Genomic DNA, 25,472 nt, shown 5'->3' with positions numbered 1-25,472 from the left:
AGTTGTAATTCGCGTGTTTCGTTTCGAATCTAGTTTTCAGAGAACAACACTCTGAAATGTAAGCTACGCGTTTGGTGGCGATGGCGGAGGGGTTCCACACGTACCCATCCCGAACACGACCGTTAAGCCCTCTAGCGCCGATGGTACTTGGACCGCAGGGTCCTGGGAGAGTAGGACGCCGCCAAGCAACAGAAGACACACTTGATGATATCGAGTGTGTCTTTTTTGTTTTTCCTAAATGCTTAAATAAACCTTAACAGCCTTGGTTATTTACTAGGGCTGTTAAGGTTTATTTCAATATTTATGACAATGTTAAATAACTTTAAAAGGATCATTTCTCTTTCGTTCATTTAATTAAGCAACATGTGTCTATACTTTGATGTGGTTGCAAGCCTCCGAAAGGATTGTAAGGGAGTTCTGCAATGCACGCTGGGTTTCCGAATCAATGATGACGCCTTGTTTGTTCATTTTCAATGTAATATGAGGAATAGTTAAGCAGCCCTCTTGTAAGACTTGTGCATTAATCATGTTTAGTGTAAGCAATAAGGAAGCATGGGCTTTGTCACCTCCCATGGGGCTTGGGGAAGCAGCAATGACAATGGTGGGTTTATTGAGCCATTCTCCAGAAGATACAATCCAATCTAGTGCGTTTTTTAAGACCCCAGGAACGCCATTACCATACTCTGGCGTGCAGATAAGGACACCGTCCGAATGCTTAAGTTGGGCTCTCAAGTTCTGTACGGACACTGGGCCCTCCACGACATCGATGTCAGGGTTAAAATGCGGTAGATCATTTAATCCATCATATATTTGAAACTTAAGGTTAGGCGTAGCCAGCTTAATCATGGCGTGCATTAGTAACGTATTGGAGGACTGATTGCGCAGACTTCCGGAAATGGCAAGGATATTTAATTCTTTTTTCATGGGGATAGATCATCTCTATTCTTTAGTAATGTAGGGCAATCTGTTTATTTTCCTCTTGATGGAATGAGCTGTCTATAGAAACGCATTTAATTAAGGCATTCTTCATGTTAGTCAGGCGATATCCACAATTCTTCATCAAAAATGCATGCCATAGTTTGTATTACTCTGGGTAATAGAATGAAGAGATCACTTTAAAATAAACAACTAACGAAAGAATCATAATAAATATTTTATAAAATTAGTACCAAGTACTAAGACTTAGTGCTATAATAATAAAAAACAAGTGAGGTGACTACCGGTATGAATCATCAATCAAAGGCAACCATCACGGCAATGGGAACGTATGTACCGGATCGAATATTAACGAATGCTGATCTGGAGAAATTGGTCGAGACAAGTGACGAATGGATTGTACAGCGTACTGGTATGAGAGAACGGCGAATTGCAGCTGAAGATCAATTTGTATCTGACCTGGCTACGAAGGCTGTAGAAGATATGATACGTCGTTATGATGTAAGTGTAGAAGATGTGGATATGATCCTTGTGGCTACAAGTACACCTGAATATGCTTTCCCAAGTACGGCATCCAGAGTACAGGCTAACCTTAAGATCCCACACACGGGCGTACTGGATTTAAATGCTGCATGCGCAGGTTTTACCTACGGGCTACAGCTTGCTGACAGTCTGGTGACCAGTGGAATGTACCGCAAAGTACTGGTTATTGGAGCAGAGACGTTATCCAAAATTACGGATTACACAGACCGCACGACTTGTGTACTGTTTGGTGATGGAGCGGGGGCCTTCTTGGTCGAGAGATCATCGGGTGCTGAAGGTGACTTTATGGCAGCCATATCAGGTACACATGGAGAAGGTGGTGTACATCTCTATAAGAGTGGTCTGTCTTCGGAGATGAATGGTGTGCCTTTGCAGGGTGAGGGATGCCTTGTTCAGAATGGGCGAGAGATTTATAAGTGGGCTGTACGGACGATCCCAGAGCAATTAGGTAATCTTATAACGAAAGCTGGATTAAGACCTGAGCAGATTGACTGGTTTGTCCCGCATAGTGCCAATATGAGAATGATTGAGGCTGTTTGCGAGCGTGGTCCGATTCCTTTGGAACGTACTTTAACCAGTGTGGAGTATCGTGGGAACACCTCTGCTGCTTCCATTCCGCTTGCTTTACAGCTTGCAGTGGATGAAGGGAAATTGAAAGAAGGACAGAGCGTAGCTCTCTTTGGCTTTGGTGGTGGTCTGACGTACGCAGGTCTGGTACTGAAATGGGGCGTGCCGGACAAGATTCAGGAATGAGTAACATACGACGGTATGCAACACAAAGATAAATAGAGAAAAAAAGAGACCACCCAAACTTCATGCAGTCATGAAGAGGGTGGTCTCTTTAGTGGGTTAACTCGTTTCAAAAAAAGTGGTATGATTGCATCTATTTTTTGTGTTAACCGGAATTGCTTAATCCCATAAACATTTTACGGCGTAAGCTTAGGCGCTTGGCGGTGATGAGTTCCTTGTTCGTAGCTGTAAGCCAGCTTGATCAAGGTACCTTCATCAAAGGCACGACCCAGGAACTCCATGCCTACAGGCAAACCATCAGTTGTGAAACCAGCAGGGACCGTGATCGCCGGGAAGCCGGAGAATGGACTCAGACGGTTGTTACCACCGGAGTTTTGTCCTTCGCCAATAACACCAGCAGCTTGTGTGGACGTAGGATAGATGATGGCATCCAGGTTATTGTCTGCCATAACTTTCAGCAGGGACTCACGTGTAACTTGGGTACGTTTCAGGACGATGTCCTTGTATTCGGTAGTCTCCAATGTTTGGCGTGCATCCCGAGTCTTCATGGATTGTTCTTGTGACTTATCAAACTCTCCGGAAGCGATGATCTCGGACAGACTGTGATATGGAGCATCTGCACCCAATGACTCCAGATAGTCATTCAGCTGGAACTTGAATTCATATCCACTAAGGCTTGGGTATTTGTTGATCTCAGCCAAGTTCGGGATAGAAATTGGAACTGCGGTAGCGCCAAGTGACTTCAGTTCTTCCACAGCTGTGTTGATTACGTCAGCAACGGCTTTTTCTTCAGCTTTGGTACTTGGGATGAGCTCCGTTGCCACACCGATGCGTGCACCTTTCAACCCGTTTACATCCAAGAAATCAGTGTAGCTGGAAGGGATTTTTCCAACCGCGTAAGCTGTAGTGACATCTTTTTTATCATAGCCGGCTGTAGCATCGAGCATGATTGCAGCGTCACTAACTGTACGGGCCATAGGTCCACCGACATCCTGTGTCAAAGCCAATGGGATAATGCCTTCACGGCTGGACAGTCCAATGGTTGGGCGGATACCCACAAGGCTGTTGAAGCTGGATGGGATTCGGATTGAGCCACCAGTGTCTGTACCCATGCCGGCTGCGGCAAAGTTAGACGCAATGGCAGCACCTGTTCCACCGCTTGAGCCACCTGGATAGTGGTCCAGGGCGTAAGGGTTCAGTGTTTGTCCACCCAATGAGCTGGATGTCGTGATGCCAAATGCGAATTCATGCAGGTTTGTTTTGCCCAAAATAATGGCCCCAGCTGCTTTGAGTTTCTTCACTTGTTCAGCATCGTGAGCAGGAATGGAATCTTTCAGACAGATACAGCCTGCGGTTGTCGGCATGTCATTGGTATCAAAATTGTCTTTCACCAGAATTGGAACGCCATGTAGAGGTCCACGGGCACCTTGAGCTGCACGTTCTTCATCCAATTGCTCTGCAATTTGGAGCGCATCCGGGTTCAGGGTTAATACTGCGTTGATGCTTACACCTTGATCATCGTATTTTTCAATGCGGTCCAGATATTTCTGAACCAACTCTTTTGATGTCAGTTTTCCTTGCGTCATAGCGGTCTGGAGATCCATAATGGTTGCTTCCTCCAGGACAAACGGTTTTATGTAGTTATAAATGCGGTCTTTCAGTATGGAGAGGTCATTCTCGGTAAGTACAGCGTTTGGAAGGAAGAGTGATTCCGTATAACCTTTCATCAACCCCGCAGTGTTCAATGCACCAACAGCACCTGCGAAAGTGGCTTCATCCGGGACATCCTTGAATGATTCGGTAGTCGAATCCAGCTTGAGCCATTGTTGCAAGGCGACCGCAGCATCTTTACGTTGTACGGTTGTGCCGGAGAGCTTGTCCATGGTAAAAGGAACACCTGCAAGTGTAGCTGCTTCTTCCATGGCCTGAACAAATGCTGCTGGAGTAGCAGGCGCTTTTCCTTTGGATACAGCAGCTACTGTTGTTTTACTCGTAGGCGTTGCCGTTGCAGCTGATGCCGAAGGTAACGTTCCTCCCCATGTTGTGGCAACAACAGCTCCCGCCAGTAACAAAGCCCCACTTTTTTTCAATACAGATCCATGATAAGTCATGCATCCACGCTCCCTTCCTGTGTCTCATTGATGTGTGTAGCAGCGATTCTGTTTCTATGCTTTTGACACATTGTATAGTTATGTTAGGTAATCTTACAAGGTTTATATTTATCCAAAAAAACGTATACATCAATACTGTACAGTGTTAATACTTATTCATGCTTCTGTTTACATGTACTCAGAAAAACTATTACATATTTTAATGTTAGGTAATATAACACGTAATCGATATGTTGATTAAACATGAGGTTATAGGATACGAGTAGATTAGGAAGTAGAGATGACAGAGCATACCTTTAGTGTGAAATGATATAATGAATAGATAGGTATAAAAGAGACATAACGTTCTACCAGAGAGGAAGAGATATGAAGTGAAGACATTGGTACTCGCAGAAAAACCATCTGTAGCACGCGAAATAGCCAGAGTTATGGGTGCGCGTGATAAACATAAAAGTTACATGGAAGGCCCGAAATATATCGTTACCTGGGCGCTTGGACATCTGGTTGGATTAGCTGAACCCGAGGATTACGATAAAAAGTATGCAACATGGAATCTGGAGGACCTGCCCATTCTGCCAGAGCGTACGAAACTGAAGGTACTTAAAGAGACCAACCATCAATATAAAGCCGTGCAGCAGTTGATGAAGCGTCAGGATGTGGGCGAGCTGGTTATTGCGACGGATGCAGCACGTGAGGGAGAATTGCTGGCCCGTTGGATCATGCAGATGGCGGGGTGGAAAAAACCTTTTAAACGTCTGTGGATTTCATCCCAGACAGATAAGGCGATCAAAGACGGATTTGCTTCGCTGAAGCCAGGCAGTCAGTTCGACCGTCTTTATGAATCTGCACGCTGCCGTGCGGAAGCCGACTGGATGATTGGACTTAACGTGACCCGTGCACTAACCGTTCGTTTCAATGCGCAGTTGTCTGCTGGACGGGTCCAAACGCCGACCTTGGGCATGATTATGGACAGGGAAAATGAAATTAATGGTTTCCGCTCTCAGGAGTATGAGACGTTAACGGCAGATTTGGGTGGTTTTCAGGCTGTGTGGCGGGCAGCTGGAGGAGATTCACGAATTTTCGACCCTCAAGAAACGCAAGAATTGAAGAAACGGGTAGACGGGCGCAAGGGCACGGTTGCCCAGGTGAAGAAAAGCGAGAAAGTTGAGCCACATCCACTGGCATATGATCTGACGGAACTGCAACGGGACGCCAACCGGAAATATGGTTTCTCTGCAAAGCAAACATCAAATGTCCTGCAACGTCTGTATGAACAGCACAAACTCGTGACGTATCCACGTACGGACAGCCGGTATCTGACTTCCGATATGACAGTTACATTGAAAGAACGGCTGGACAGTGTAGCCATTGGGCCTTATGCGTCTCTGGCACGTCCTTTGCTGCGCAAAAATCTGAATATCACCAAACGTATTGTGGATGACAGTAAAGTTACGGATCACCATGCGATTATCCCCACGGAGCAGACGGTGCTTCTGAATCAACTGAATCCGGAGGAACGCAAATTGTACGATCTGATTGTGCGTCGATTTATCAGCCTGTTTTATCCGGCAGCGAAGTACGATTCGGTTGCGATCACGGTTCAAGTGGGGAATGACTCCTTCCATGTCAAAGGAACAACAGTGAAAGAAAGTGGATGGCGTGAAGTATACGGCGGTGATTACAGCGATGATGACGATGACCGTGCTGATGATGCAACAGACCATGAGCGTGCGCTTTTGCCAGATGTGCAGCAAGGACAGTCCGTGACGGTTCAGCGTTGTCACATTAAAAGTGGACGGACGATGCCGCCCAAACGGTATACCGAAGCTGCTTTGCTTTCTCAGATGGAAAAGCATGGACTCGGGACTCCGGCTACGCGGGCGGATATTATCGAGAAGCTGGTCAGTTCCGATACAATAGATCGTCAAGGCAACAGCATGCACCCGACTGGCAAAGGAAAACAGTTGATTGAACTGGCTGCTCCGCAGCTTCGTACACCGGATCTGACTGCTCGCTGGGAAGCTGAACTGGAACGCATCGCTCGTGGGCAAGGGAAACCGGGGCCGTTTCTGGATAGTATCCGATCCATGGCGAAAGAGCTGGTGTCTACGGTAAAAGGCAGCAAAGCAGAGTACAAGCCGCATAATGTGTCCAATAGCCATTGCCCGGATTGTAACGCACGGTTGTTGGAGAAGAAAGGCAAGCGCGGCAAGTTTCTTGTATGTCCTACCGAGGACTGCGGGTATCGTCGTTCGGCAGAAAAAAGATTGTCCAATCGTCGTTGTGCGCAGTGCCACAAAAAGATGGAAATCAAAGAAGGCAAGGCGGGGTTATACGTACAATGTCTACCTTGTGGTATTACTGAAACGTTGGATAAGGATAAACAGCATGTGAACAAACGCGATCAGCAAAAGCTGGTGAAACAATATGCTAAGCAGGAGTCCATCGGTTCCAATCTGGGTGAACTGCTGAAGGCGGCTATGGAGAAAAAGGGAGAGTAACACGCTTGAGGGTAGTTGAGGTAGTATAAGATCCTCCGTTTTCAGGCAACGTAAGCCAAGGAGGTGATACCTATATGCCGCATAACAAACCAGAGAAAATCCATAACCAGCAAAACAAAGACAGTATTCGGGAAGAGAGTATCGCTGTGCGCCCGGACAAAGCAGCCAAAAGAGCACCAAGCCTGAACGGAATTCCAAAACAGGAGTCCTAAGTCAGAGTGAGGTAGCGTTTATGCACCAATTTCCGGTTCCCTACCCGGTGCGTTGAACATGTCTCTGATGAGGACTATAATGGAGACAGGGAGATGTCCCGGGACAGGGGGATCGCTAGAATTATATGCAAACCGGACTTATATTGTGGTTTTTATTTATTAATGTAGTTGGTTATCTGGTGATGTCGGATGATAAGAGGCGTGCACAACAGCGTCGTGACCGTACACCTGAACGGACGTTATTCTTGCTTGCGTTTATTGGCGGTGCTTTGGGAGTCTGGATCGCGATGTATCGGAAAAGGCATAAAACCAAACATCCCAGCTTCACCATTGGTATTCCATTGTTGTTGTTCCTGAATGCGGTAATCTATGGTTACTTTATTCAATGAATACATGGAACACATGCGTAACCGTTCAAACTTTGGTTTCATATGTAAATTCATTCGTATAAATGGTTCATTGTGGCTGCGGAACGTTTAAGGAGTTATATGGTTCTGTTAGTTTATTACATGTCAGACCGAAGCTTGCTTCGCGTGCTCTACATATAAAGGAAGGGACGGGATTCACATGTTATTTTCCAAAATATTAGTGGCTTATGATGGTTCGAAAGCTTCAAATAAAGCACTTGATCGTGCGATTGAGCTAGCTAAAGTGTCCCCAAATGCAGTACTGGATGTCATTCATGCTTTTGATTTCCCGCGTGTATTCATCGGTGAGGGGTTGGCTCCACTGCCACCTTCACTTAATAATGACTACTACAATCTGGCGGTACAGACGACAGATGAAGCGAAAGAACGAATTCAGGCTGCTGGTGTAACGGCCAATGTGGATCTGATTCAAGGATCGGCTGCGGAAGTACTGCTTGATTTTGCCAAAGAAAATGATTCTGATATCATTATTATTGGTAGCCGCGGACTCGGTGGAATTCGGGAATTTGTCCTGGGTAGTGTCAGTCACAATGTGGTGCAGCATGCGCAGGTTCCAGTACTGATCGTAAAATAATGGATGAAGTGTGTACGCACTGAAAAGCAGGAAGCCGGTTGTCTTCGAGAGATTGAAGAGGAGCCGGCTTTCTTTTATGGGATGAAATGGATGGCTAACCGAATTTAATGAAGCAATTCCCGAACATTATATTTGTCAATATGTTAAATGTTCGTCTTTAAGTTGACATTAGCTGTAGGGGATTGTTAGAATGTTAGATGTGTCGATCAGGTAAGAATAAGGTCGAGTAGGAACGAAATATGTAATAAGAGATTACCAAAATGAACGAAGATAGTTTGATAGATATTTGCTCGTATAACGCCGGGGATAGGGCCCGGAAGTATCTACCCGGGAACCGTAAATTTCCGGACTACGAGGAGATACGGCTGAGAGTCGCATGCAACCAGATGCGGACAGCAAGCCCCCTTTTGGCATGCCCAAATGAGGGATACGTATTTCTTGGAGTCCGGTGTCCGGAGAAAATGTGATGTTTTCGCGGGTAGCGGATTTTTTCATTTCACACTGTAATAAGAGTTCCTTAATAGTCAGATGTAATCAAAAAAGCGCAGACGGGAGTTGGATGTATTCATGTCACTGCAAGTCGCTGTAATTATGGGCAGCAAGTCGGATTGGGAAACGATGAAACATGCGTGCGAGGTGCTGGACGAGCTGGAGATTGGGTATGAGAAAAAGGTGGTCTCCGCCCATCGTACACCGGATCTGATGTTTGAATACGCAGAGCAAGCAATTGATCGAGGATTCAAGGTGATCATTGCAGGGGCAGGCGGGGCAGCACATCTACCCGGTATGGTTGCCGCCAAAACGATGCTTCCAGTCATTGGCGTACCGGTTCAATCCAAAGCATTGAATGGTCTCGATTCCTTATTGTCCATTGTTCAGATGCCTGGTGGTATTCCCGTCGCAACTGTGGCGATTGGCAAGGCAGGGGCAACGAATGCAGGATTGCTGGCAGCTCAAATGATCGGTGCTTTTGACCCGGATGTCCAACGTCGCTCTGAAGCTCGCAGAGAGCGCATCAAACAAGAAGTACTCGAAAGCAGTGAAGAACTATGAGTAGAGAAGGTTTACAGTCGGGTGCGGCAGGAGAACTGAAAAATGTCCTGCTGCCCGGGAAAACAACCATCGGCATTCTTGGAGGCGGACAGCTCGGACGTATGATGACGCTCGCAGGAACGGCAATGGGGTATCGATTCGTTACTCTTGATCCCGCTGCGGATGCACCTTGTGGACAAGTTGCTCGTCAGATTCAAGCTGGATATGATGATGCCAAAGCTGCACTTGAACTGGCTCGGCAATGTGATGTCATTACGTATGAATTCGAAAATGTGGATGCAGAAGTCGCTGGGCTGCTTGAGCGTGAGTCATACGTTCCGCAAGGAAGTGCGTTACTGTACACCACACAACATCGGTTACGTGAAAAACGAGCAATTGAAGCTGCTGGAGTAAGAGTTGCGCCTTATCGTGAGATCACAAGTGCGGATACGATGCTTGCTGCTGTTAGCGAACTTGGAGTGCCATGTGTACTGAAGACGGTTACTGGAGGCTACGATGGCAAAGGCCAGCGTGTAATTCGGGAAGCGAATGAGGCTGTGGCTGCGTACGAAGAACTTGCAGCTACAGGTGCGGAACTGGTGCTGGAACAATTCATCAAGTTTGCATGCGAGATATCGGTCGTTGTAGCGCGTAGTACAAATGGGGAGATCAAAACGTTCCCGCCAGCGGAGAACATTCATGTGAATAACATTTTGCATGCTTCAATTGTACCGGCTAGAGTTGCCGCGGACATCCAGATTGAAGCGCAAAAGCTGGCAGCAGCGGTGGCAGAATCAATGAAGGCTGTTGGGTTGCTTGCTGTGGAACTTTTTGTAGCGGCGGATGGAAGGCTGTACGTCAACGAACTGGCGCCAAGACCACATAATTCCGGTCACTATACGATGGAAGCTTGTGCGACTTCTCAGTTCGAACAACATATCCGTGCGATCTGCGGATTACCACTTGGGGACACATCTTTATTGAGCCCGGTTGTTATGGTCAATGTGCTTGGAGAACATCTGGAAGGCATTATCGCCAGAACAGGGCAACCTGATGCGGAAGCGATAGAACTCGGTGTGATTCCCAAGCTTCACATATATGGTAAAACCGAAGCAAAAACAGGACGGAAGATGGGGCATGTGAATCTGCTCTGTCAGGATGTTGAAGAAGGATTGCAATGGATTGAACAAACTAACCTCTGGAGGAATACAAATTCATGATTGAACGTTATAGCAGACCCGAAATGAGAGCCATCTGGACCGAAGAGAACAAATTCCAATCGTGGCTGGAAGTTGAAATTTGTGCATGTGAGGCGTGGGCTGAACTGGGTGTTATCCCTAAGGAAGAAGCAGCATTGCTTCGTCAGAACGCATCTTTTGACATCGACCGCATCTATGAGATTGAAAAGGAAACACGTCATGACGTTATCGCATTTACACGTACGGTATCTGAAAGCCTGGGTGCAGAGCGGAAATGGGTGCACTACGGTCTGACTTCCACGGATGTCGTGGATACGGCTCTGGGTTATGTACTGCGTCAAGCGAATGAGATTCTGGAAAAGGATATCGTGAATTTCATTGAAATTCTTCGTGAAAAAGCACTGACGTATCAGCACACACCGATGATGGGACGTACGCACGGGGTACATGCAGAGCCAACAACATTTGGACTGAAAATGGCGTTGTGGCATGAAGAGATGAAACGGAACCTGGAGCGTTTCCGTCATGCAGCAGACAATGTACAATACGGCAAAATCTCAGGTGCAGTAGGAACGTACGCGAACATCGATCCGTTTGTTGAAGAGTTTGTCTGCGAGAAGCTGGGCACGAAACCTGCGCCAATCTCGACTCAAACATTGCAACGTGACCGTCACGCGGAGTATATGGCTACATTGGCGTTGATCGCAACGTCCCTGGACAAGTTTGCTACAGAGGTACGTGCACTGCAGAAGAGTGAGTTCCGTGAAGTGGAAGAGGCTTTTGCTAAAGGTCAAAAAGGATCTTCCGCGATGCCGCACAAGCGTAACCCGATCGGTAGCGAAAACATCTCCGGCCTGTCCCGCGTCATTCGCGGACATATGGTATCGGCATACGAGAACGTAACACTCTGGCATGAGCGCGACATCTCGCATTCTTCCGTAGAACGTATCATTCTGCCGGATGCAACGATGCTGCTGAACTACATGTTGAACCGCTTTGGCAACATCGTGAAGAACCTGACGGTATTCCCTGAGAACATGAAACGCAACATGGAGCGCACCTACGGGGTACCATTCTCCGGTCGCATTATGACAAAGCTGATCGACAAAGGTTTCAGCCGCGAGCAAGCATACGATACGGTTCAACCACGTGCGATGCAAGCATGGGAAGAACAACGTCAGTTCCAGGATATCGTGAAATCCACACCGGAAATCACGGAAGTACTGAACGAAGAAGAAATCGCAGATGCATTCAACCCATCATGGCACCTGAAGCACGTAGACACCATCTTCAAAAAGCTTGGTTTGAACGACTAATATATTAAGGCTTTGAATTATTCTACTCCCTAAAAGTATAGGTTGATTATGTGTTCACGCTGGAACGGAGAAGGCAGAAAAAACCTGAAGAAGCAAAGCGCTCGCCTTTATCACAGGATTTTCCCCTTTAGAAAGGGGATCAGAAAAATCCGGGGATAACAGCGATCGGAAGGTTCTTCTGCATTCGGAGTGGCCCTGCGTGATGAGGGGAATTGGACGTATACTTTACATCTCCTGAAAGAAGGTGAGCCCATGGCACTGTCCACTGCGGCAGATCTCGTTAAAGCACCTCTGTTATATAAAGGAAAAGTACGTGAATTGTACGATCTGGGTGAACATTTTCTAATCGTGGTTACCGACCGAATCTCGGCATTTGATTATGTGCTGGACCCGGCAGTTCCCGAGAAAGGAAACGTACTGAACAAACTCAGCAGCTTCTGGTTTGAACTGACAGGTAGCATGATGGACAATCACGTGGTTCATACCGATGTGAATCAACTGGGTGACCTGATCACAGACCCTGAATTGCTCAAAGACCGCATCATGGTAACCCGCAAAGCAGAACGCATTGATATTGAATGTGTCGTGCGTGGATACATCACTGGTGGTGGATGGAGACAATATGAGACAAACGGTGAAGTGAATGGGATTAAATTGCCTGATGGACTTCGCAAAAACGCCAAGCTCGAAGTTCCCATTTTCACCCCGGCAGCCAAAAACGATGTTGGTCATGATGAAGACATTCCAATGGATCGCATGAAAGAACTGGTAGGAGACGCACTTGCAGTGGAGCTTCAAGAAAAAAGCTTACGCCTGTACGAATTCGCCCGTGATTACTGTGATCAACGTGGCATCATTCTGGCAGACTGCAAATTCGAGTTCGGCATCGTGGATGGCAAGGTCATCCTGATTGACGAAATCTTCACTCCAGATGCTTCACGCTTCTGGGCCAAAGAGAATTACGAACTCGACATCGAGATCGACAGCATGGATAAAGAGCCAGTGCGAACCTATCTCGCTGGAACCGACTGGGACAAGAACAGTAAACCTGATCCACTCCCACAAGAGGTAGTTGAAGCAACTACCGCAAGATACGTCGATATTTATAACCGTTTAACGAAATAATAAAGTTTAACGTTTGAGGTGGGCTGCGGGAAAGTTTGAGGAAGCTAACGTTTGAGCGAGCTATGGGGAAGTTTGGCTTTCGATCGCTATTGCCCCCGGAATGTTCTGATTTGAATCCTTTTTTTCAAAAGGAAACATTCCGGTTGCAAAGGCGAACGCTTACGCTTCTCCAGCTCAAATCTTTCCCACCGCCAGTGACAAACTGGGGGATGAGGCAATTAAGACCAAAGACTTCTATTAAACAGGAAGTCTACAAATATAAAAATAATAAGGTTACTAAAGTAACTTAAAGACCATTCATTGTTTTCACGTAATGGTCAGTCTCGACCATTACACACCGTGCAACGTAAAAGGTTTAGGCCTTTAAAAAACGTCGCATGGACTAGCGGAGGGGCGGAATTGTTCTTAAAGGAGCGAAGCGTTCGCCTTTGTCCCCGGGTTTTGACCGCAGAGCGGGCCAAAACAATCCAAAAAACCTGGGGACAACAAGCGACCGGAAAGAACAATCCGCCCCGGAGCAAGCTCCACACCCCATTTTTAACAGCATAAAGCATCTATCCCGTTCATTACTGAGGAGGAACATAAGGATCATGATCAAAGCAACCGTATATGTCACTATTAAGCAAAGCGTACTCGACCCGCAAGGCGTAGCTGTTCAAGGAGCCCTGCATTCCATGGGATTCAACGAAGTGGAAAGTGTACGGATCGGTAAAGTCATGGAATTGAACCTGGATACAACAGATCGTGCGGAAGCGGAGAAACGATTGAAAGTCATGTGTGAAAAGCTGCTGGCCAACACCGTTGTTGAAGATTACCGCTACGAATTGGAGGGTTAATCTCATGAAATTTGCAGTTCTTGTGTTCCCTGGCTCCAACTGCGACATCGACTGTTATAAGGCAGTGGAAGATGCCATTGGGCAAGAGGTTGATTATGTATGGCACACGGCTACAGATCTATCGGCTTATGATTGTATTTTAGTTCCGGGTGGTTTCTCTTATGGTGACTACTTGCGTTGCGGAGCGATTTCCCGCTTTGCACCGGTAATGAACGAGGTAGCGAAAGCTGCTGAACAAGGTAAATATATTTTGGGTATTTGCAACGGATTCCAGATCCTGACGGAAGCGGGATTGCTTCCAGGTGCATTGATCCGTAACACTTCCCTGAAATTCCGTTGTCACGATACGGTATTGAAAGTAGCGAACGCAGATACACCATTTACACGTGACTATGCACCGGGCGAAGAGATTATCATCCCGATTGCTCATGGTGAAGGCAACTATTATTGCGACGAGGAGACGCTGGCGAGTCTGCAAGCGAACAACCAGATCGTATTTACGTATGGCAACAACCCGAACGGTTCCCTGGGTGATATCGCGGGAGTCTGTAACGAGGGTGGAAACGTGGTCGGCATGATGCCACATCCAGAGCGTGCAGTGGACTCACTGCTAGGTTCGGAAGACGGCAAACGTATGTTTACATCTATTTTGAAAGCATGGAGGGATCGGCATGACGCAGCAGCTATCCGCTAAGGAACCAACAGCAGAACAGGTCGCAGAACATAAACTTTACGCACAAATGGGCGTATCTGACAGCGAGTACGAGCTGATCTGTGAGTTCATGGGACGCAAGCCAAACTACACGGAGATTGGTGTGTTCAGTGTAATGTGGTCTGAGCACTGTGCTTATAAAAACTCCAAGCCATTGCTGCGCCGTTTCCCAACCACTGGACCACGTGTCCTGATGGGACCTGGTGAAGGTGCCGGTATCGTGGATATCGGTGATAACCAGGCTGTTGTATTCAAAATTGAAAGCCATAACCATCCTTCCGCGGTTGAGCCTTATCAAGGTGCGGCAACAGGTGTGGGCGGCATTATCCGTGATATTTTCTCCATGGGAGCAAGACCAGTAGCAATACTGAACTCCCTTCGTTTTGGTAAGTTGGAGAGTGATCGCGTTAAATATCTGTTCGAGCATGTCGTATCGGGTATTGCCGGATATGGTAACTGTATCGGGATTCCTACCGTTGGTGGCGAAGTGATGTTTGATGAGAGCTATGAAGGCAATCCGCTGGTTAACGCCATGTGTGTGGGTCTGATTGATCATGACAAGATTCAGCGCGGCGTAGCTAAAGGTGTAGGTAACCCTGTGTATTATGTTGGGCCGCCAACAGGCCGTGATGGTATTCATGGAGCAACCTTTGCATCGGTTGAATTGACGGAAGAATCCGAGTCCCAACGGACAGCCGTTCAGGTTGGTGATCCATTTATGGAGAAACTGGTAATGGAATCCTGTCTGGAATTGATCGACACGGGCATCGTGCTCGGAATTCAGGATATGGGTGCTGCTGGTCTGACATGTTCGAGTGCAGAGATGGCAAGTAAAGCGGGTAACGGTCTGGAATTGTATCTGGATCAGGTACCACAGCGTGAAGAAGGCATGACGCCTTACGAGATGATGTTGTCCGAGTCCCAGGAACGGATGTTGTTCGTTGTTGAGCCGAAGGATGAGGCGCAGGCGATGGAAATCTTTGAACGTTGGGGCGTAATCTGTGCGAAAGTCGGTAAGGTAACGGATGACGGACGTCTGAAATTGATCCATCACGGCGAAGTGGTCGGAGATATGCCAGTAACGGCACTGGTTGACGAATGTCCAGTCTATGACAAACCTTCTTCTGTACCTGCATACTACGAGCAAAGTGCTTCTATCGACACGCTTCGTTACGACGAAGTGTCGGATCTCGGCGGAGCATTGAAACAAGTGCTGGCTTCACCAACAGTAGCAAGTAAAAAATGGATTTATGATCAATATGACTACATGGTGCGTACAAGCACTGCCGTTCGTCCAGGTTCGGATGCAGCCGTAGTTACGATTCGTGGCACACGCAAAGGTCTAGCGATGACAACGGACTGTAATGGACGTTATGTGTACCTTGATCCTGAAGTTGGTGGACGGATTGCCGTAAGTGAAGCAGCGCGTAACATTGTATGTTCTGGTGCTGAGCCGCTGGCGATCACGGACAACCTGAACTTCGGTAACCCGGAGAAGCCGGATATTTTCTGGCAAATGGAGAAAGCGGTAGACGGTATGGCAGAAGCTTGCCGTGTGCTGGATACGCCGGTCATCGGTGGTAACGTAAGTTTGTATAACGAAAACGCCAAAGGCTCCATCTATCCAACGCCAGTTGTCGGTATGGTAGGTCTCGTTCATGATACGGATCATATCACGACGCAAGCATTCAAATCCGAAGGTGATGTTATCATCCTCCTCGGCGAAACAAAAGCTGAACTGGGTGGCAGCGAGCTGCAATACGCGGTTCATGGTCAGACGGAAGGTCGTCCACCAGAACTGAACTTGCAAACAGAAAAAGCGTTGCTCAGCACGGTGCTGGAAGCTATTCAATCCGGTCTCGTTAGCTCTGCACATGACTTGTCTGAAGGCGGCTTGGCTGTTGCACTCGCAGAGTCTTGCATCAGCGGTAACGTAGGAGCCCAGGTGAATGTGGAGACTGCACTGCGTGCAGATCACGCCCTATTCAGTGAGAGCCAATCCCGTATCTTGTTGTCGGCTACGCCAGAGCAAGCGGGTAAACTTGAAGCATTTGTACGTGAGCGTGGTGTACCTGTAGCTGTGATTGGACGTGTAGAAGGAAGTAACCTGACGATTGAATTGAACGGAACATCAGCCGTGAGCGAACCTGTAGGAGGTTTGGCTCAGGTCTGGGAGGATGCGATTCCATGTCTCATGAACTGACGACAGGACCGTTGTGGACAGGCGATTATTATAATGAAGGGTCCGGCAAGGAAGGACTCGACAAATTGAAAGAAGAATGCGGTGTGTTCGGGGTGTTCAGACACCCTGACGCGGCTTCTCTCTCCTATTATGGACTGCATGCGCTGCAACATCGGGGCGAGGAAAGTGCAGGCATGTGTGTGAGTGATGGTAGCCAGTTTAACTATCATCGCGGCATGGGTCTGGTGAAAGAAGTGTTCACCAAAGACCTGATGCAGACGTTGACCGGGGATATTTCCATTGGACATGTCCGTTATTCCACAAGTGGTGACAGTAAACTGACAAACGCACAGCCATTGGTATTCAAATACCGTGATGGCGATTTGGCGGTAGCGACCAACGGGAACATTGTGAATGCACCAACGATCCGGCGCGAGCTGGAGCAGAGCGGGTCCATTTTCCAAACAACAAGTGATACCGAGGTCATTGCGCATCTAATTGCACGATCCTCCAAAGGGCTTGTGGAAGCGGCAAAAGAGGCGTTCCAGCGCATTGTGGGTGGTTATGCATTTCTGATCATGACCAACGACAAGTTGCTGGTTGCTTCCGATCCGCACGGACTTCGTCCGCTGACGATGGGTAAGCTGGGAGATGCGTATTTGTTTGCATCTGAGACGTGTGCACTGGAAACAATCGGCGCAGAGTTAATTCGGGATATTGAACCGGGGGAACTGCTTGTGCTGGATGCAGAAGGTCTACACGAGGATCGCTTTGATCATCACAAACACCGCAAGGCATTATGCGCGATGGAATATATTTATTTTGCCCGTCCGGATAGTGATATGAATGGTACGAACCAGCATGCTGCCCGTAAACGGATGGGAAGCCGGATGGCGATTGAGTCGTTTGTGGATGCGGACTTGGTTACGGGGGTACCAGATTCCAGCATCTCGGCGGCGATTGGATACGCTGAACAGACAGGCATTCCGTATGAGATGGGTATGATCAAGAACAAATACACCGGACGTACGTTTATCCAGCCAAGCCAGGAATTGCGGGAGCAGGGCGTGAAGATGAAGCTGAGCGCTGTGCGTCGCGTTGTGGAAGGCAAACGTGTGGTCATGATTGATGACTCCATTGTACGGGGAACAACCTCTCGTCGGATCGTGAACATGCTGCGTGATGCAGGAGCAACGGAAGTACATGTACGGATTACATCACCACCTTTCAAAAACCCGTGTTTCTACGGTATTGATACGCCTGACAGCCGTGAATTAATTGCTTCACAGTTGTCGGTGGAAGAAATTTGCCGTGAAATTAATGCGGACTCCCTGGAGTTCCTCAGTCCCGATGGACTGATCGCATCGATTCAGGGAGATAATCAGGATGACCCTAAAGGCGGACTATGTCTCGCATGTTTTGATCATGATTACCCAACCCGCCTCGATTTTGGCGGCGAAGAAAAATTCGGCTGCAGCTGTTAGCCCTTAAGCCCCGCCTTGCGGAGCAACAGGGGCTAGGCAGCCAGGCGAAGCAGCTGCCACCGGGCCTAGCTCGAGCCCTTAAGCCCCGCCTTGCGGAGCAACAGGGGCCAGGCAGCCAGGCGAAGCAGCTGCCCAGCGGGCTTGCCCGCAGCGTAGCTGAGCGGGGTTCGCCGACCGATGGCTTGCAGCCAACGGAATCGGCGAACAATCCCGCGAGATCACGTACGAATCAACCATAGCAAGATCACACCAGCCACCTCTGCACCGCTTTTTTGGCGGGTGTCCAGAGGGCCTGCCAAGGTCCTATGGGGTCCTCCCGGGCGGGAGGATTTAGGTGGGGCGAAAAAAAAGGAGATGATTCCACTTGTCTGAAGCATATAAAAAGGCCGGCGTCGATATCGCGGCAGGTAATGAAGCGGTTGAACGGATGAAAAAACACGTGAAACGTACCTTCCGTCCGGAAGTGATGACGGATCTGGGTGGATTCGGTGCCCTGTTCGGTTTGAACAAAGATAAATACGATGAGCCTGTGCTTGTATCCGGTACGGATGGCGTAGGCACCAAGCTGAAAATTGCATTTGCCATGGACCGTCACGATACCATCGGAATCGACGCGGTAGCGATGTGTGTGAACGACATTGTGGTACAGGGTGCAGAACCACTCTTCTTCCTTGACTATCTGGCATGTGACAAAGTTATTCCTGAGAAGATCGAAGCTATTGTTGCGGGTATCGCTGAAGGCTGTCATCAATCTGGTTGTGCTCTGATCGGTGGCGAGACGGCGGAGATGCCGGGCATGTACAGTGAAGGCGAATACGATATTGCCGGATTCACGGTGGGTATCGTGGACAAAGCAAAGATCATCAACGGTACAACCATCGCCCCTGGTGACACAGTAATTGGATTGGCCTCCAGCGGTGTACACAGTAACGGATTCTCGCTGGTACGCAGACTTTTGTTGGAAGATGCGGGACTTGATCTGCATGATGAAGTCGCGGAACTGGGCGGTAAACTGGGTGATTCCCTGCTGGAACCTACGAAGATCTACGTTAAACCTCTGTTGTCATTGCTGGAAAAGGTAAAAGTAAAAGGCATGGCACACATTACAGGTGGAGGCTTCATCGAGAATATCCCACGTATGTTGCCAAACAACGTGAATGTGGATATTGACTACGGCTCTTGGCCGATCCTGCCGATCTTCAACCTGTTACAGGAAAAGGGTACTGTCTCGAACCGTGACATGTTCACCACATTTAACATGGGTGTTGGGCTTGTACTGGTGGTTAATGAAGCAGATGCAACGGAAGCGCTGGAACAACTGAAAGCATCTGGTGAAGAAGCGTACATCATTGGACGTGTTACTGAGGGAGATGCGCGAGTAACCTTCACGGGAGCGGATGTTTAATGGCGAACTACCGCATAGCTGTATTTGCCTCGGGTGAAGGGACTAACTTTCAGTCATTGGTCGATGCAGTACGGAACGGTGGGCTGAATGCATCCGTAGATCTGCTCGTGTGTGATAAACCGGCTGCACGCGTTGTGCAGCGGGCACAGGACGCAGGCGTGGATTGTCATCTGTTTACTCCAAAAAATTATGCTTCCCGTGAAGCCTATGAGGCAGAGATCGTGGAAGTGCTTGAATCCAAAAAAATCGACTTGGTCGTTCTTGCGGGATATATGAGATTGTTGACTTCGGTTGTGGTGGATCGTTACGCAGGGCGGTTGATTAATATTCATCCGTCCTTGCTACCAGCATTTGCGGGCAAGGATGCGATTGGACAGGCTCTCGAATATGGCGTGAAAGTTACAGGCGTGACGGTGCACTTTGTGGACGGTGGCATGGATACAGGGCCGATTATTGCCCAGCATCCCGTTCCCATTTTGCCAGAGGATACGCCTGAGTCAATCAGCCGTTCCATCCATGCAGCCGAACAGCAACTTTACCCTGAAGTGGTATCCTGGTTCGCTCAAGGTCTGGTTCAATTAGACGGACGTCATGTTACTGTTAACAAACCGGTTTGATATAGTTTTAAACTTTTTACACATTAACGGAGAGGACAGAAAAAACCTGAAAAAGCAAAGCGTTCGCCTTTATCACCGGATTTTCCCTTTAAGAAAAGGGAATCGAAAAATCTGGGGATAACAGCGATTGGAAGGTTGTTCTGTCATCGGAGTGTCTCGTGTAAACATCTTGGTTCCACTTATATAACAGAAGTCGAATATTGGTACGCATTTTGTGATATTTCTCGGGAAATAAATCGGCTGTGTTTCGTCAGGAAACGCGAAGCCATGGGACATTAAAGGAGGAGCATATTGTGAGTATCAAAAGAGCGCTGGTCAGCGTATGGGATAAAACAGACATCGTGGACTTTTGCCGCGAGCTGTCGCAAATGGGTGTGGAGATTATTTCGACAGGAGGTACAAGCAGCCTGTTGTCGAAGGAAGGCGTACCTGTCATCGGAATTTCGGATGTGACCGGGTTCCCGGAAATCATGGACGGACGTGTTAAAACATTGCATCCAGCAGTTCATGGTGGGTTGCTGGCTGTTCGTGACAGCGAAGAGCATAAGCGCCAGATGGAAGAGAACGGATTGGGTTATATTGACCTCGTTGTCGTAAACCTGTATCCCTTCCAAGATACTATCGCCAAACCGGATGTGACGTACGAAGACGCAATCGAGAACATCGATATCGGTGGTCCAACGATGCTTCGTTCTGCTGCCAAAAACCATGCCTTTGTCAGTGTTGTTGTTGACACAGCGGATTACGGCAAGGTGCTTGAAGAAGTTCGCAGTAATGGAGATACCACACTCGAAACACGCAAACGGCTTGCGGCAAAAGTGTTCCGCCATACAGCGGCTTACGATGCAGTTATTTCTGACTATCTCTCCAACCTGAACGGTGATCCACTACCAGAGCGTCTGACGGTTACTTACGAAAAACTCCAGGATTTGCGTTACGGCGAAAATCCACACCAGCAGGCGGCATTCTACCGCAAACCGCTGGCTGCTCAAGATACGTTGACAACAGCTGAGCAATTGCATGGCAAAGAGTTGTCTTACAATAACATCAACGATGCGAACGCAGCATTGCAGATTGTCAAAGAATTTGAAGAACCGGCGGTTGTTGCGGTTAAACATATGAACCCATGCGGCGTAGGTATTGGCGCAAGTATCTATGAAGCTTACAGCAAGGCATATGCTGCAGATCCAACGTCTATCTTTGGTGGCATTGTGGCAGCAAACCGCATTATCGATAGTGATACAGCAGGCAAATTGAGCGAGATTTTCCTGGAAATTATACTTGCTCCTGACTTTACACAAGAAGCTCTCGATATCTTGACGAAGAAGAAAAACATTCGTTTGCTGAAAACGGGTGAATTGAATGCTGCTCGTAAACGGGAGAGCCAATTCGTGGTAACGTCCATCGACGGCGGTATGATCGTACAACAGTCCGATGTACACTCCATCGAAGCGAGCGAACTGAACGTGGTAACGGATCGTGCGCCATCGGAAGAAGAACTGAAACAGCTGTTGTTTGGCTGGAAAGTAGTTAAACATGTGAAATCCAACGCGATTGTACTTGCAGCGAATGATATGACGGTGGGTGTGGGCGCTGGACAAATGAATCGTGTGGGTGCAGCCAAAATTGCGATTGAGCAAGCTGGCGAGCAAGCAAAAGGTGCTATTCTGGCATCCGATGCGTTCTTCCCAATGGGTGATACGCTGGAACTGGCAGCAAAAGCCGGAATTACAGCGGTAATTCAACCTGGTGGTTCGATCAAAGACGAAGAATCCATCAAAGTAGCCAATGAATACGGAATTGCCATGGTCTTCACAGGCGTTCGTCACTTCAAACACTAGAACGAAAAAGGTTTAATAAGGGGTGTCGCCAGTCATACTTATGACTTATGGTACACCCCCTCTTTTTTAGGTTTTTCAACACGCGATAGCGTAACAAATCCAGTTATGCACGGAGGGGGAACAGAACGAATGGATATTCTGGTAGTAGGCGGCGGTGGCCGGGAGCATGCAATCATTTGGGCTCTGGCGAAGAGTCCAAAGGTAGACAAGATTCACTGTGCACCGGGAAATGCAGGTATTGCTCAGCTCGCTGAGTGTCATGCCATTGCGGTAAATGAATTCGATAAACTAACGGCTCTTGCTGTAGAGCTTAAAGTGGGTTTAGTGGTTATTGGTCCGGATGATCCGCTGGCGGATGGGATCGTGGATGCATTTGACGTGACAGGTATTCCGGTATTCGGACCCCGTCGTAATGCAGCAGAGATCGAAGGAAGTAAAACGTTCATGAAGGATCTGCTGCACAAATACAACATTCCAACCGCAGCCTATGAAAAATTCGACAACTACGAACAGGCTCAAGCATACCTGAATGAGCAAGCAATCCCGGTTGTCATCAAGGCAGATGGACTGGCAGCGGGCAAAGGAGTGACGGTAGCTTATTCCCGTGATGAGGCTGATCAGGCTCTGCGCAGCATCATGGTGGACAAAGTATTTGGTGAAGCGGGAGCCAAAGTGATCATCGAGGAATTCCTCGCAGGGCAGGAAATGTCCATTCTGGCTTTTGTCGATGGGGAGACGGTTCGTCCGATGGCCGCAGCGCAAGATCACAAACCTGTATTCGACAATGATCAGGGGCCAAACACAGGCGGTATGGGTACATATTCACCATTGCCACATATCCATGCTTCTATTATTGAGGAAGCCGTGGAGACGATCATTAAACCAACGGCTAAAGCGATGGTGTCCGAGGGACGTCCATTCCAGGGTGTATTGTTTGCCGGACTGATGATTTCACCAGATGGTAAACCCAAAACGATTGAGTTCAACGCACGGTTTGGTGATCCCGAAACACAAGTCGTACTGCCACGCCTGAAGAGTGACTTGTTTGATATCTTCTGGGCAACCGTTCATGGCAAGCTGGCAGATATTGAGATTGAATGGAGCGATGAAGCCGCAGTATGTGTGGTACTTGCTTCAGGAGGTTATCCGGGTCCTTATGCCAAAGGCGTAGTCATTGAAGGTCTGGATCAAGTAGATAATGCCGTGGTATTCCACGCAGGTACTGCGCGTAGTGAAGCAGGAGACTGGGTCACGAATGGTGGACGAATCCTGGGCGTAGTTGGCCTTGGTGCGGATATTGCCGAAGCTAGAAACAAAGCCTATGAACAGGCGGAGCTTATCCATTTTGATGGCAAACATCAGCGGACGGATATAGCTGCCAAAGCACTGGTATAGAATGAATACAAGAGCCCGTATAGATGTGTACCGGAAAGGTATTTGCATCCTGCGGGCTCTTTGCTGCGTATATAGATGTATCTTGTGCAAACGGCCAAACTTGTCCATAAGGGAAAGACATGGGAAAGATACGAAACAGGATATAATCTGGGTGTTTAGGCATGTTGTTTAATACCCTAAAGTACAGGGTAGTATTTTTATAAATTGGACTATACTAATCATGTGAACAATATCACATTATGAGGTAATATCAATCATATTATATAAAGTACGTAACATACATAGAGACTAATTTGTGAACATTATACTGTAAGCTTGTGCCAAACCATAACGTGCAACTGGATGGTTGAGCGGGAAACATGGTATACTTTTCGGAAACAGGAATGAGTACGAGGGGAGGTGGATATCTATTGGGTAGGCGATATTGTAAATTGTCCAAATGGCGAATCTAGGTGGAGTTAAGCGAGGAACAATTGACAGCATGAGGGGTAACCCGATTTGAATGAAGAAGTTTCTGCATGTCATTGACTTCATCTTGAATTCCTGTTTTGGTTTTACAAGGTCAAACACGTACGACATATACAAATATGATCATTATCGATTTCATATAAGGCATACGCCATCATGAACGACAAACAGCAGATGAATGGTTAACGTAGTTAACGGATCACACTGTAACTATCTCTGGAGGTGAATCCCTGAGAACCGGGGAAATCATTGGACATAATTACCATATTGAATATCGTTTTACTTATTATCTTGATTGCATTGACTGCATTTTTCGTAGCATCGGAGTTCGCTGTAGTCAAAATTCGTACATCAAGAGTGGATCAACTGGTTGCGGAAGGCAATAAAAAGGCTGTACTCGCCAAAAAAGTTGTCTCGGACCTGGATTATTATCTATCAGCCTGTCAGCTCGGTATTACGGTCACTGCTCTAGGACTGGGAGCGCTCGGAAAACCGACGGTTGAGAGATTGTTATACCCGGTATTCAATTATTTAGACGTACCTGCTTCGATCTCATCAATTGCTTCCTATGCGATTGCCTTTATCCTCGTCACGTTTTTGCATGTGGTTGTTGGTGAGATGGCACCGAAAACATTGGCGATTCAATTTTCAGAAAAACTGACATTAATGCTTGCCCCATCACTATACTGGTTCGGTAAAATCATGTATCCGTTCATCTGGGCGCTTAATGGAACCTCTCGTGTTCTTCTGCGAGGATTCGGTGTGAAGCCTGCCAAACATGATCAAGCCTACTCGGAGGACGAGATCAAGATCATCATGAACCAGAGTTATGAAGGTGACGAGAACAACAAGACCAAGCTTTCATATCTGGAAAATGTATTTGTGTTCGACGAACGTGATGCCAAAGACATCATGGTACCACGTACGGAACTGGTGACGTTAGATCAGGATATGACCTATGACGATATTATTCCTATATTGGATGAACATAACTATTCACGTTACCCTGTCATCGAGGATGGGGACAAGGACCGCATTATCGGCGTTGTGAATGTGAAAAAGATTTTGCCTGACATGGTTGCCGCAAGATCGTATCAACTGAGCGAATTCGTTCGTGAGATCCCATTCGTTTCCGAAGTTACACGTATCCAGGATGCGATGATTAAAATGCAACAGGAACGTGTACACATGGCCGTTGTCGTGGATGAATACGGTGGTACTTCGGGAATCATTACGATGGAGGATATTCTGGAGGAGCTGGTCGGTGAGATTCGTGATGAATTCGATGCCGATGAGGTGGCTGATATTCAGGAGACCGGAGAGAATCAATATCTCATTAATGGTCGGGTACTTTTGGATGAAGTGGAGCGACAGTTCGGGCTTAGCTTTGAAGGAAACGAAGAGATGGATACCGTAGCCGGATGGATTCAGTACCAGAAGGGTGTAGGTGTGGAAAAAGGCGACACGGTAGAACACGGCGATTATGTCTGGACCGTTGTTGATACCGAAAATTATCACATCAAGCAAGTTCTTCTGGAGCGGGTAAACGGCGCGCAGGTTGAGGAAGCTGCTAGCGATCTTGCGTAATGTTGGTTCGATCATAACTGTAATCTAGGGTAGACGGCCCTCAGAATTTAAATGTTTTGGCAACGTAACAGTGTAGGGGACGGAATCGATTCTGAAGAAGCGTAGCGTTCGCGTTTGCAAACCAATTGTATACCTTTGAAAACAACAATCAGGGAAATTTGGAGGCAATGGCGATCGGAAGAACGAGCCGTCACCGGAACGTCACTCGTGCAACCTTA

At 47.7% G+C, this 25,472-nt stretch carries 21 protein-coding genes, 1 rRNA gene and 1 riboswitch; of the genes, 19 read left to right on the top strand and 3 right to left on the bottom strand.

Annotation, left to right across the window (positions count from 1 at the left end; translation table 11 throughout):
• Positions 1-70 precede the first annotated feature (70 nt).
• Positions 71-187 (top strand): 5S ribosomal RNA (gene rrf, locus MKX68_RS07400).
• 182 nt (positions 188-369) lie between these two features.
• On the opposite strand, the gene MKX68_RS07395 is transcribed toward rrf, so the two are convergent.
• Positions 370-924: an NADPH-dependent FMN reductase gene (locus MKX68_RS07395; RefSeq protein ID WP_340910507.1), complete on the bottom strand. Its 555-nt coding sequence runs from the start codon at positions 922-924 to the stop codon at positions 370-372.
• Positions 925-1,224: 300 nt separating this feature from the next.
• On the opposite strand from MKX68_RS07395, the gene MKX68_RS07390 reads away from it, so the two are divergent.
• Positions 1,225-2,232, top strand: a complete 1,008-nt coding sequence (locus tag MKX68_RS07390; protein ID WP_340910505.1) for a ketoacyl-ACP synthase III — start codon at positions 1,225-1,227, stop codon at positions 2,230-2,232.
• 173 nt (positions 2,233-2,405) lie between these two features.
• Here MKX68_RS07390 and MKX68_RS07385 read toward each other — a convergent pair whose 3' ends face one another.
• Complete coding sequence (locus MKX68_RS07385) at positions 2,406-4,340, bottom strand: amidase family protein (protein ID WP_340910503.1); 1,935 nt, start codon at positions 4,338-4,340, stop codon at positions 2,406-2,408.
• Between the two features lie 371 nt (positions 4,341-4,711).
• Between MKX68_RS07385 and MKX68_RS07380 the strand changes: the two genes are divergently transcribed.
• The 12 genes from MKX68_RS07380 to purF all read left to right on the top strand — a co-directional run bounded on the left by MKX68_RS07380 (position 4,712) and on the right by purF (position 17,941).
• Positions 4,712-6,841 (top strand): DNA topoisomerase III, encoded by a 2,130-nt coding sequence (locus tag MKX68_RS07380; protein ID WP_340910501.1) that lies wholly within the window; start codon positions 4,712-4,714, stop codon positions 6,839-6,841.
• A gap of 74 nt (positions 6,842-6,915) precedes the next feature.
• Entirely contained in the window at positions 6,916-7,053 is a 138-nt protein-coding gene (locus MKX68_RS07375) for a hypothetical protein (protein WP_017690703.1), read from the top strand.
• 125 nt (positions 7,054-7,178) lie between these two features.
• Positions 7,179-7,442, top strand: a complete 264-nt coding sequence (locus tag MKX68_RS07370) for a DUF1294 domain-containing protein (RefSeq protein WP_017690702.1) — start codon at positions 7,179-7,181, stop codon at positions 7,440-7,442.
• A 178-nt stretch (positions 7,443-7,620) separates the two neighbouring features.
• On the top strand, positions 7,621-8,055 hold the full coding sequence (locus tag MKX68_RS07365; protein ID WP_340910499.1) for a universal stress protein: 435 nt from the start codon (positions 7,621-7,623) through the stop codon (positions 8,053-8,055).
• A gap of 270 nt (positions 8,056-8,325) precedes the next feature.
• Positions 8,326-8,427, top strand: a riboswitch (purine riboswitch).
• Between the two features lie 195 nt (positions 8,428-8,622).
• Positions 8,623-9,108 carry a 5-(carboxyamino)imidazole ribonucleotide mutase gene (gene purE / locus MKX68_RS07360; protein ID WP_017690699.1) on the top strand — a complete coding sequence of 162 codons (486 nt, stop codon included), beginning with the start codon at positions 8,623-8,625 and terminating at the stop codon, positions 9,106-9,108.
• The gene (gene purK, locus MKX68_RS07355) at positions 9,105-10,307 is read left to right on the top strand and encodes a 5-(carboxyamino)imidazole ribonucleotide synthase (protein WP_340910497.1); all 1,203 of its coding nucleotides are present in this window, start codon (positions 9,105-9,107) and stop codon (positions 10,305-10,307) included. The genes purE and purK overlap by 4 nt, the downstream gene beginning before the upstream one ends.
• Positions 10,304-11,602 carry an adenylosuccinate lyase gene (purB, locus tag MKX68_RS07350; protein ID WP_340910496.1) on the top strand — a complete coding sequence of 433 codons (1,299 nt, stop codon included), beginning with the start codon at positions 10,304-10,306 and terminating at the stop codon, positions 11,600-11,602. The genes purK and purB overlap by 4 nt, the downstream gene beginning before the upstream one ends.
• 252 nt (positions 11,603-11,854) lie before the next feature.
• The gene (locus MKX68_RS07345) at positions 11,855-12,727 is read left to right on the top strand and encodes a phosphoribosylaminoimidazolesuccinocarboxamide synthase (RefSeq protein WP_338590805.1); all 873 of its coding nucleotides are present in this window, start codon (positions 11,855-11,857) and stop codon (positions 12,725-12,727) included.
• Between the two features lie 590 nt (positions 12,728-13,317).
• Positions 13,318-13,563, top strand: a complete 246-nt coding sequence (gene purS / locus MKX68_RS07340; RefSeq protein WP_017690695.1) for a phosphoribosylformylglycinamidine synthase subunit PurS — start codon at positions 13,318-13,320, stop codon at positions 13,561-13,563.
• Between the two features lie 4 nt (positions 13,564-13,567).
• Complete coding sequence (gene purQ, locus MKX68_RS07335; RefSeq protein ID WP_062836209.1) at positions 13,568-14,257, top strand: phosphoribosylformylglycinamidine synthase subunit PurQ; 690 nt, start codon at positions 13,568-13,570, stop codon at positions 14,255-14,257.
• Positions 14,235-16,478, top strand: a complete 2,244-nt coding sequence (gene purL / locus MKX68_RS07330; RefSeq protein WP_340910492.1) for a phosphoribosylformylglycinamidine synthase subunit PurL — start codon at positions 14,235-14,237, stop codon at positions 16,476-16,478. The genes purQ and purL overlap by 23 nt, the downstream gene beginning before the upstream one ends.
• Positions 16,463-17,941: an amidophosphoribosyltransferase gene (gene purF, locus MKX68_RS07325; protein ID WP_036668394.1), complete on the top strand. Its 1,479-nt coding sequence runs from the start codon at positions 16,463-16,465 to the stop codon at positions 17,939-17,941. The genes purL and purF overlap by 16 nt, the downstream gene beginning before the upstream one ends.
• Positions 17,942-18,019: 78 nt before the next feature.
• Here the strand turns inward: purF and MKX68_RS07320 are convergent, their stop codons facing one another.
• Positions 18,020-18,178 carry a hypothetical protein gene (locus MKX68_RS07320; protein WP_340910487.1) on the bottom strand — a complete coding sequence of 53 codons (159 nt, stop codon included), beginning with the start codon at positions 18,176-18,178 and terminating at the stop codon, positions 18,020-18,022.
• A 127-nt stretch (positions 18,179-18,305) separates the two neighbouring features.
• On the opposite strand from MKX68_RS07320, the gene purM reads away from it, so the two are divergent.
• The 5 genes from purM (at position 18,306) to MKX68_RS07295 (ending at position 25,254) form a co-directional block, all read left to right on the top strand.
• Positions 18,306-19,346, top strand: a complete 1,041-nt coding sequence (purM, locus tag MKX68_RS07315; RefSeq protein ID WP_340910485.1) for a phosphoribosylformylglycinamidine cyclo-ligase — start codon at positions 18,306-18,308, stop codon at positions 19,344-19,346.
• Positions 19,346-19,963 carry a phosphoribosylglycinamide formyltransferase gene (purN, locus tag MKX68_RS07310; protein ID WP_338590815.1) on the top strand — a complete coding sequence of 206 codons (618 nt, stop codon included), beginning with the start codon at positions 19,346-19,348 and terminating at the stop codon, positions 19,961-19,963. The genes purM and purN overlap by 1 nt, the downstream gene beginning before the upstream one ends.
• Before the next feature lie 293 nt (positions 19,964-20,256).
• On the top strand, positions 20,257-21,804 hold the full coding sequence (gene purH, locus MKX68_RS07305) for a bifunctional phosphoribosylaminoimidazolecarboxamide formyltransferase/IMP cyclohydrolase (protein WP_340910481.1): 1,548 nt from the start codon (positions 20,257-20,259) through the stop codon (positions 21,802-21,804).
• A 129-nt stretch (positions 21,805-21,933) separates the two neighbouring features.
• Positions 21,934-23,199, top strand: coding sequence for a phosphoribosylamine--glycine ligase (gene purD, locus MKX68_RS07300; protein WP_340910479.1), 1,266 nt, complete (start codon positions 21,934-21,936; stop codon positions 23,197-23,199).
• Between the two features lie 717 nt (positions 23,200-23,916).
• A complete protein-coding gene (locus MKX68_RS07295) occupies positions 23,917-25,254 on the top strand; it encodes a hemolysin family protein (protein WP_340910476.1) in 1,338 nt (445 codons plus the stop codon).
• The last annotated feature ends 218 nt before the right edge of the window (positions 25,255-25,472 follow it).

It is taken from the genome of Paenibacillus sp. FSL M8-0212 (genome assembly GCF_038004645.1).
Taxonomy (GTDB): Bacteria; Bacillota; Bacilli; order Paenibacillales; family Paenibacillaceae; genus Paenibacillus.
The sequence above is the reverse complement of the archived record's forward strand: the minus strand, read 5'-3'. Positions and strand labels throughout refer to the sequence as shown.

Coding starts and splice junctions, on each gene's coding strand:
- MKX68_RS07395 (WP_340910507.1), bottom strand. CDS start 924: ATGAAAAAAGAATTAAATATCCTTGCCATTTCCGGAAGTCTGCGCAAT.
- MKX68_RS07390 (WP_340910505.1), top strand. CDS start 1,225: ATGAATCATCAATCAAAGGCAACCATCACGGCAATGGGAACGTATGTA.
- MKX68_RS07385 (WP_340910503.1), bottom strand. CDS start 4,340: ATGACTTATCATGGATCTGTATTGAAAAAAAGTGGGGCTTTGTTACTG.
- MKX68_RS07375 (WP_017690703.1), top strand. CDS start 6,916: ATGCCGCATAACAAACCAGAGAAAATCCATAACCAGCAAAACAAAGAC.
- MKX68_RS07370 (WP_017690702.1), top strand. CDS start 7,179: ATGCAAACCGGACTTATATTGTGGTTTTTATTTATTAATGTAGTTGGT.
- MKX68_RS07365 (WP_340910499.1), top strand. CDS start 7,621: ATGTTATTTTCCAAAATATTAGTGGCTTATGATGGTTCGAAAGCTTCA.
- purE (WP_017690699.1), top strand. CDS start 8,623: ATGTCACTGCAAGTCGCTGTAATTATGGGCAGCAAGTCGGATTGGGAA.
- purK (WP_340910497.1), top strand. CDS start 9,105: ATGAGTAGAGAAGGTTTACAGTCGGGTGCGGCAGGAGAACTGAAAAAT.
- purB (WP_340910496.1), top strand. CDS start 10,304: ATGATTGAACGTTATAGCAGACCCGAAATGAGAGCCATCTGGACCGAA.
- MKX68_RS07345 (WP_338590805.1), top strand. CDS start 11,855: ATGGCACTGTCCACTGCGGCAGATCTCGTTAAAGCACCTCTGTTATAT.
- purS (WP_017690695.1), top strand. CDS start 13,318: ATGATCAAAGCAACCGTATATGTCACTATTAAGCAAAGCGTACTCGAC.
- purQ (WP_062836209.1), top strand. CDS start 13,568: ATGAAATTTGCAGTTCTTGTGTTCCCTGGCTCCAACTGCGACATCGAC.
- purL (WP_340910492.1), top strand. CDS start 14,235: ATGACGCAGCAGCTATCCGCTAAGGAACCAACAGCAGAACAGGTCGCA.
- purF (WP_036668394.1), top strand. CDS start 16,463: ATGTCTCATGAACTGACGACAGGACCGTTGTGGACAGGCGATTATTAT.
- MKX68_RS07320 (WP_340910487.1), bottom strand. CDS start 18,178: ATGGTTGATTCGTACGTGATCTCGCGGGATTGTTCGCCGATTCCGTTG.
- purN (WP_338590815.1), top strand. CDS start 19,346: ATGGCGAACTACCGCATAGCTGTATTTGCCTCGGGTGAAGGGACTAAC.
- purD (WP_340910479.1), top strand. CDS start 21,934: ATGGATATTCTGGTAGTAGGCGGCGGTGGCCGGGAGCATGCAATCATT.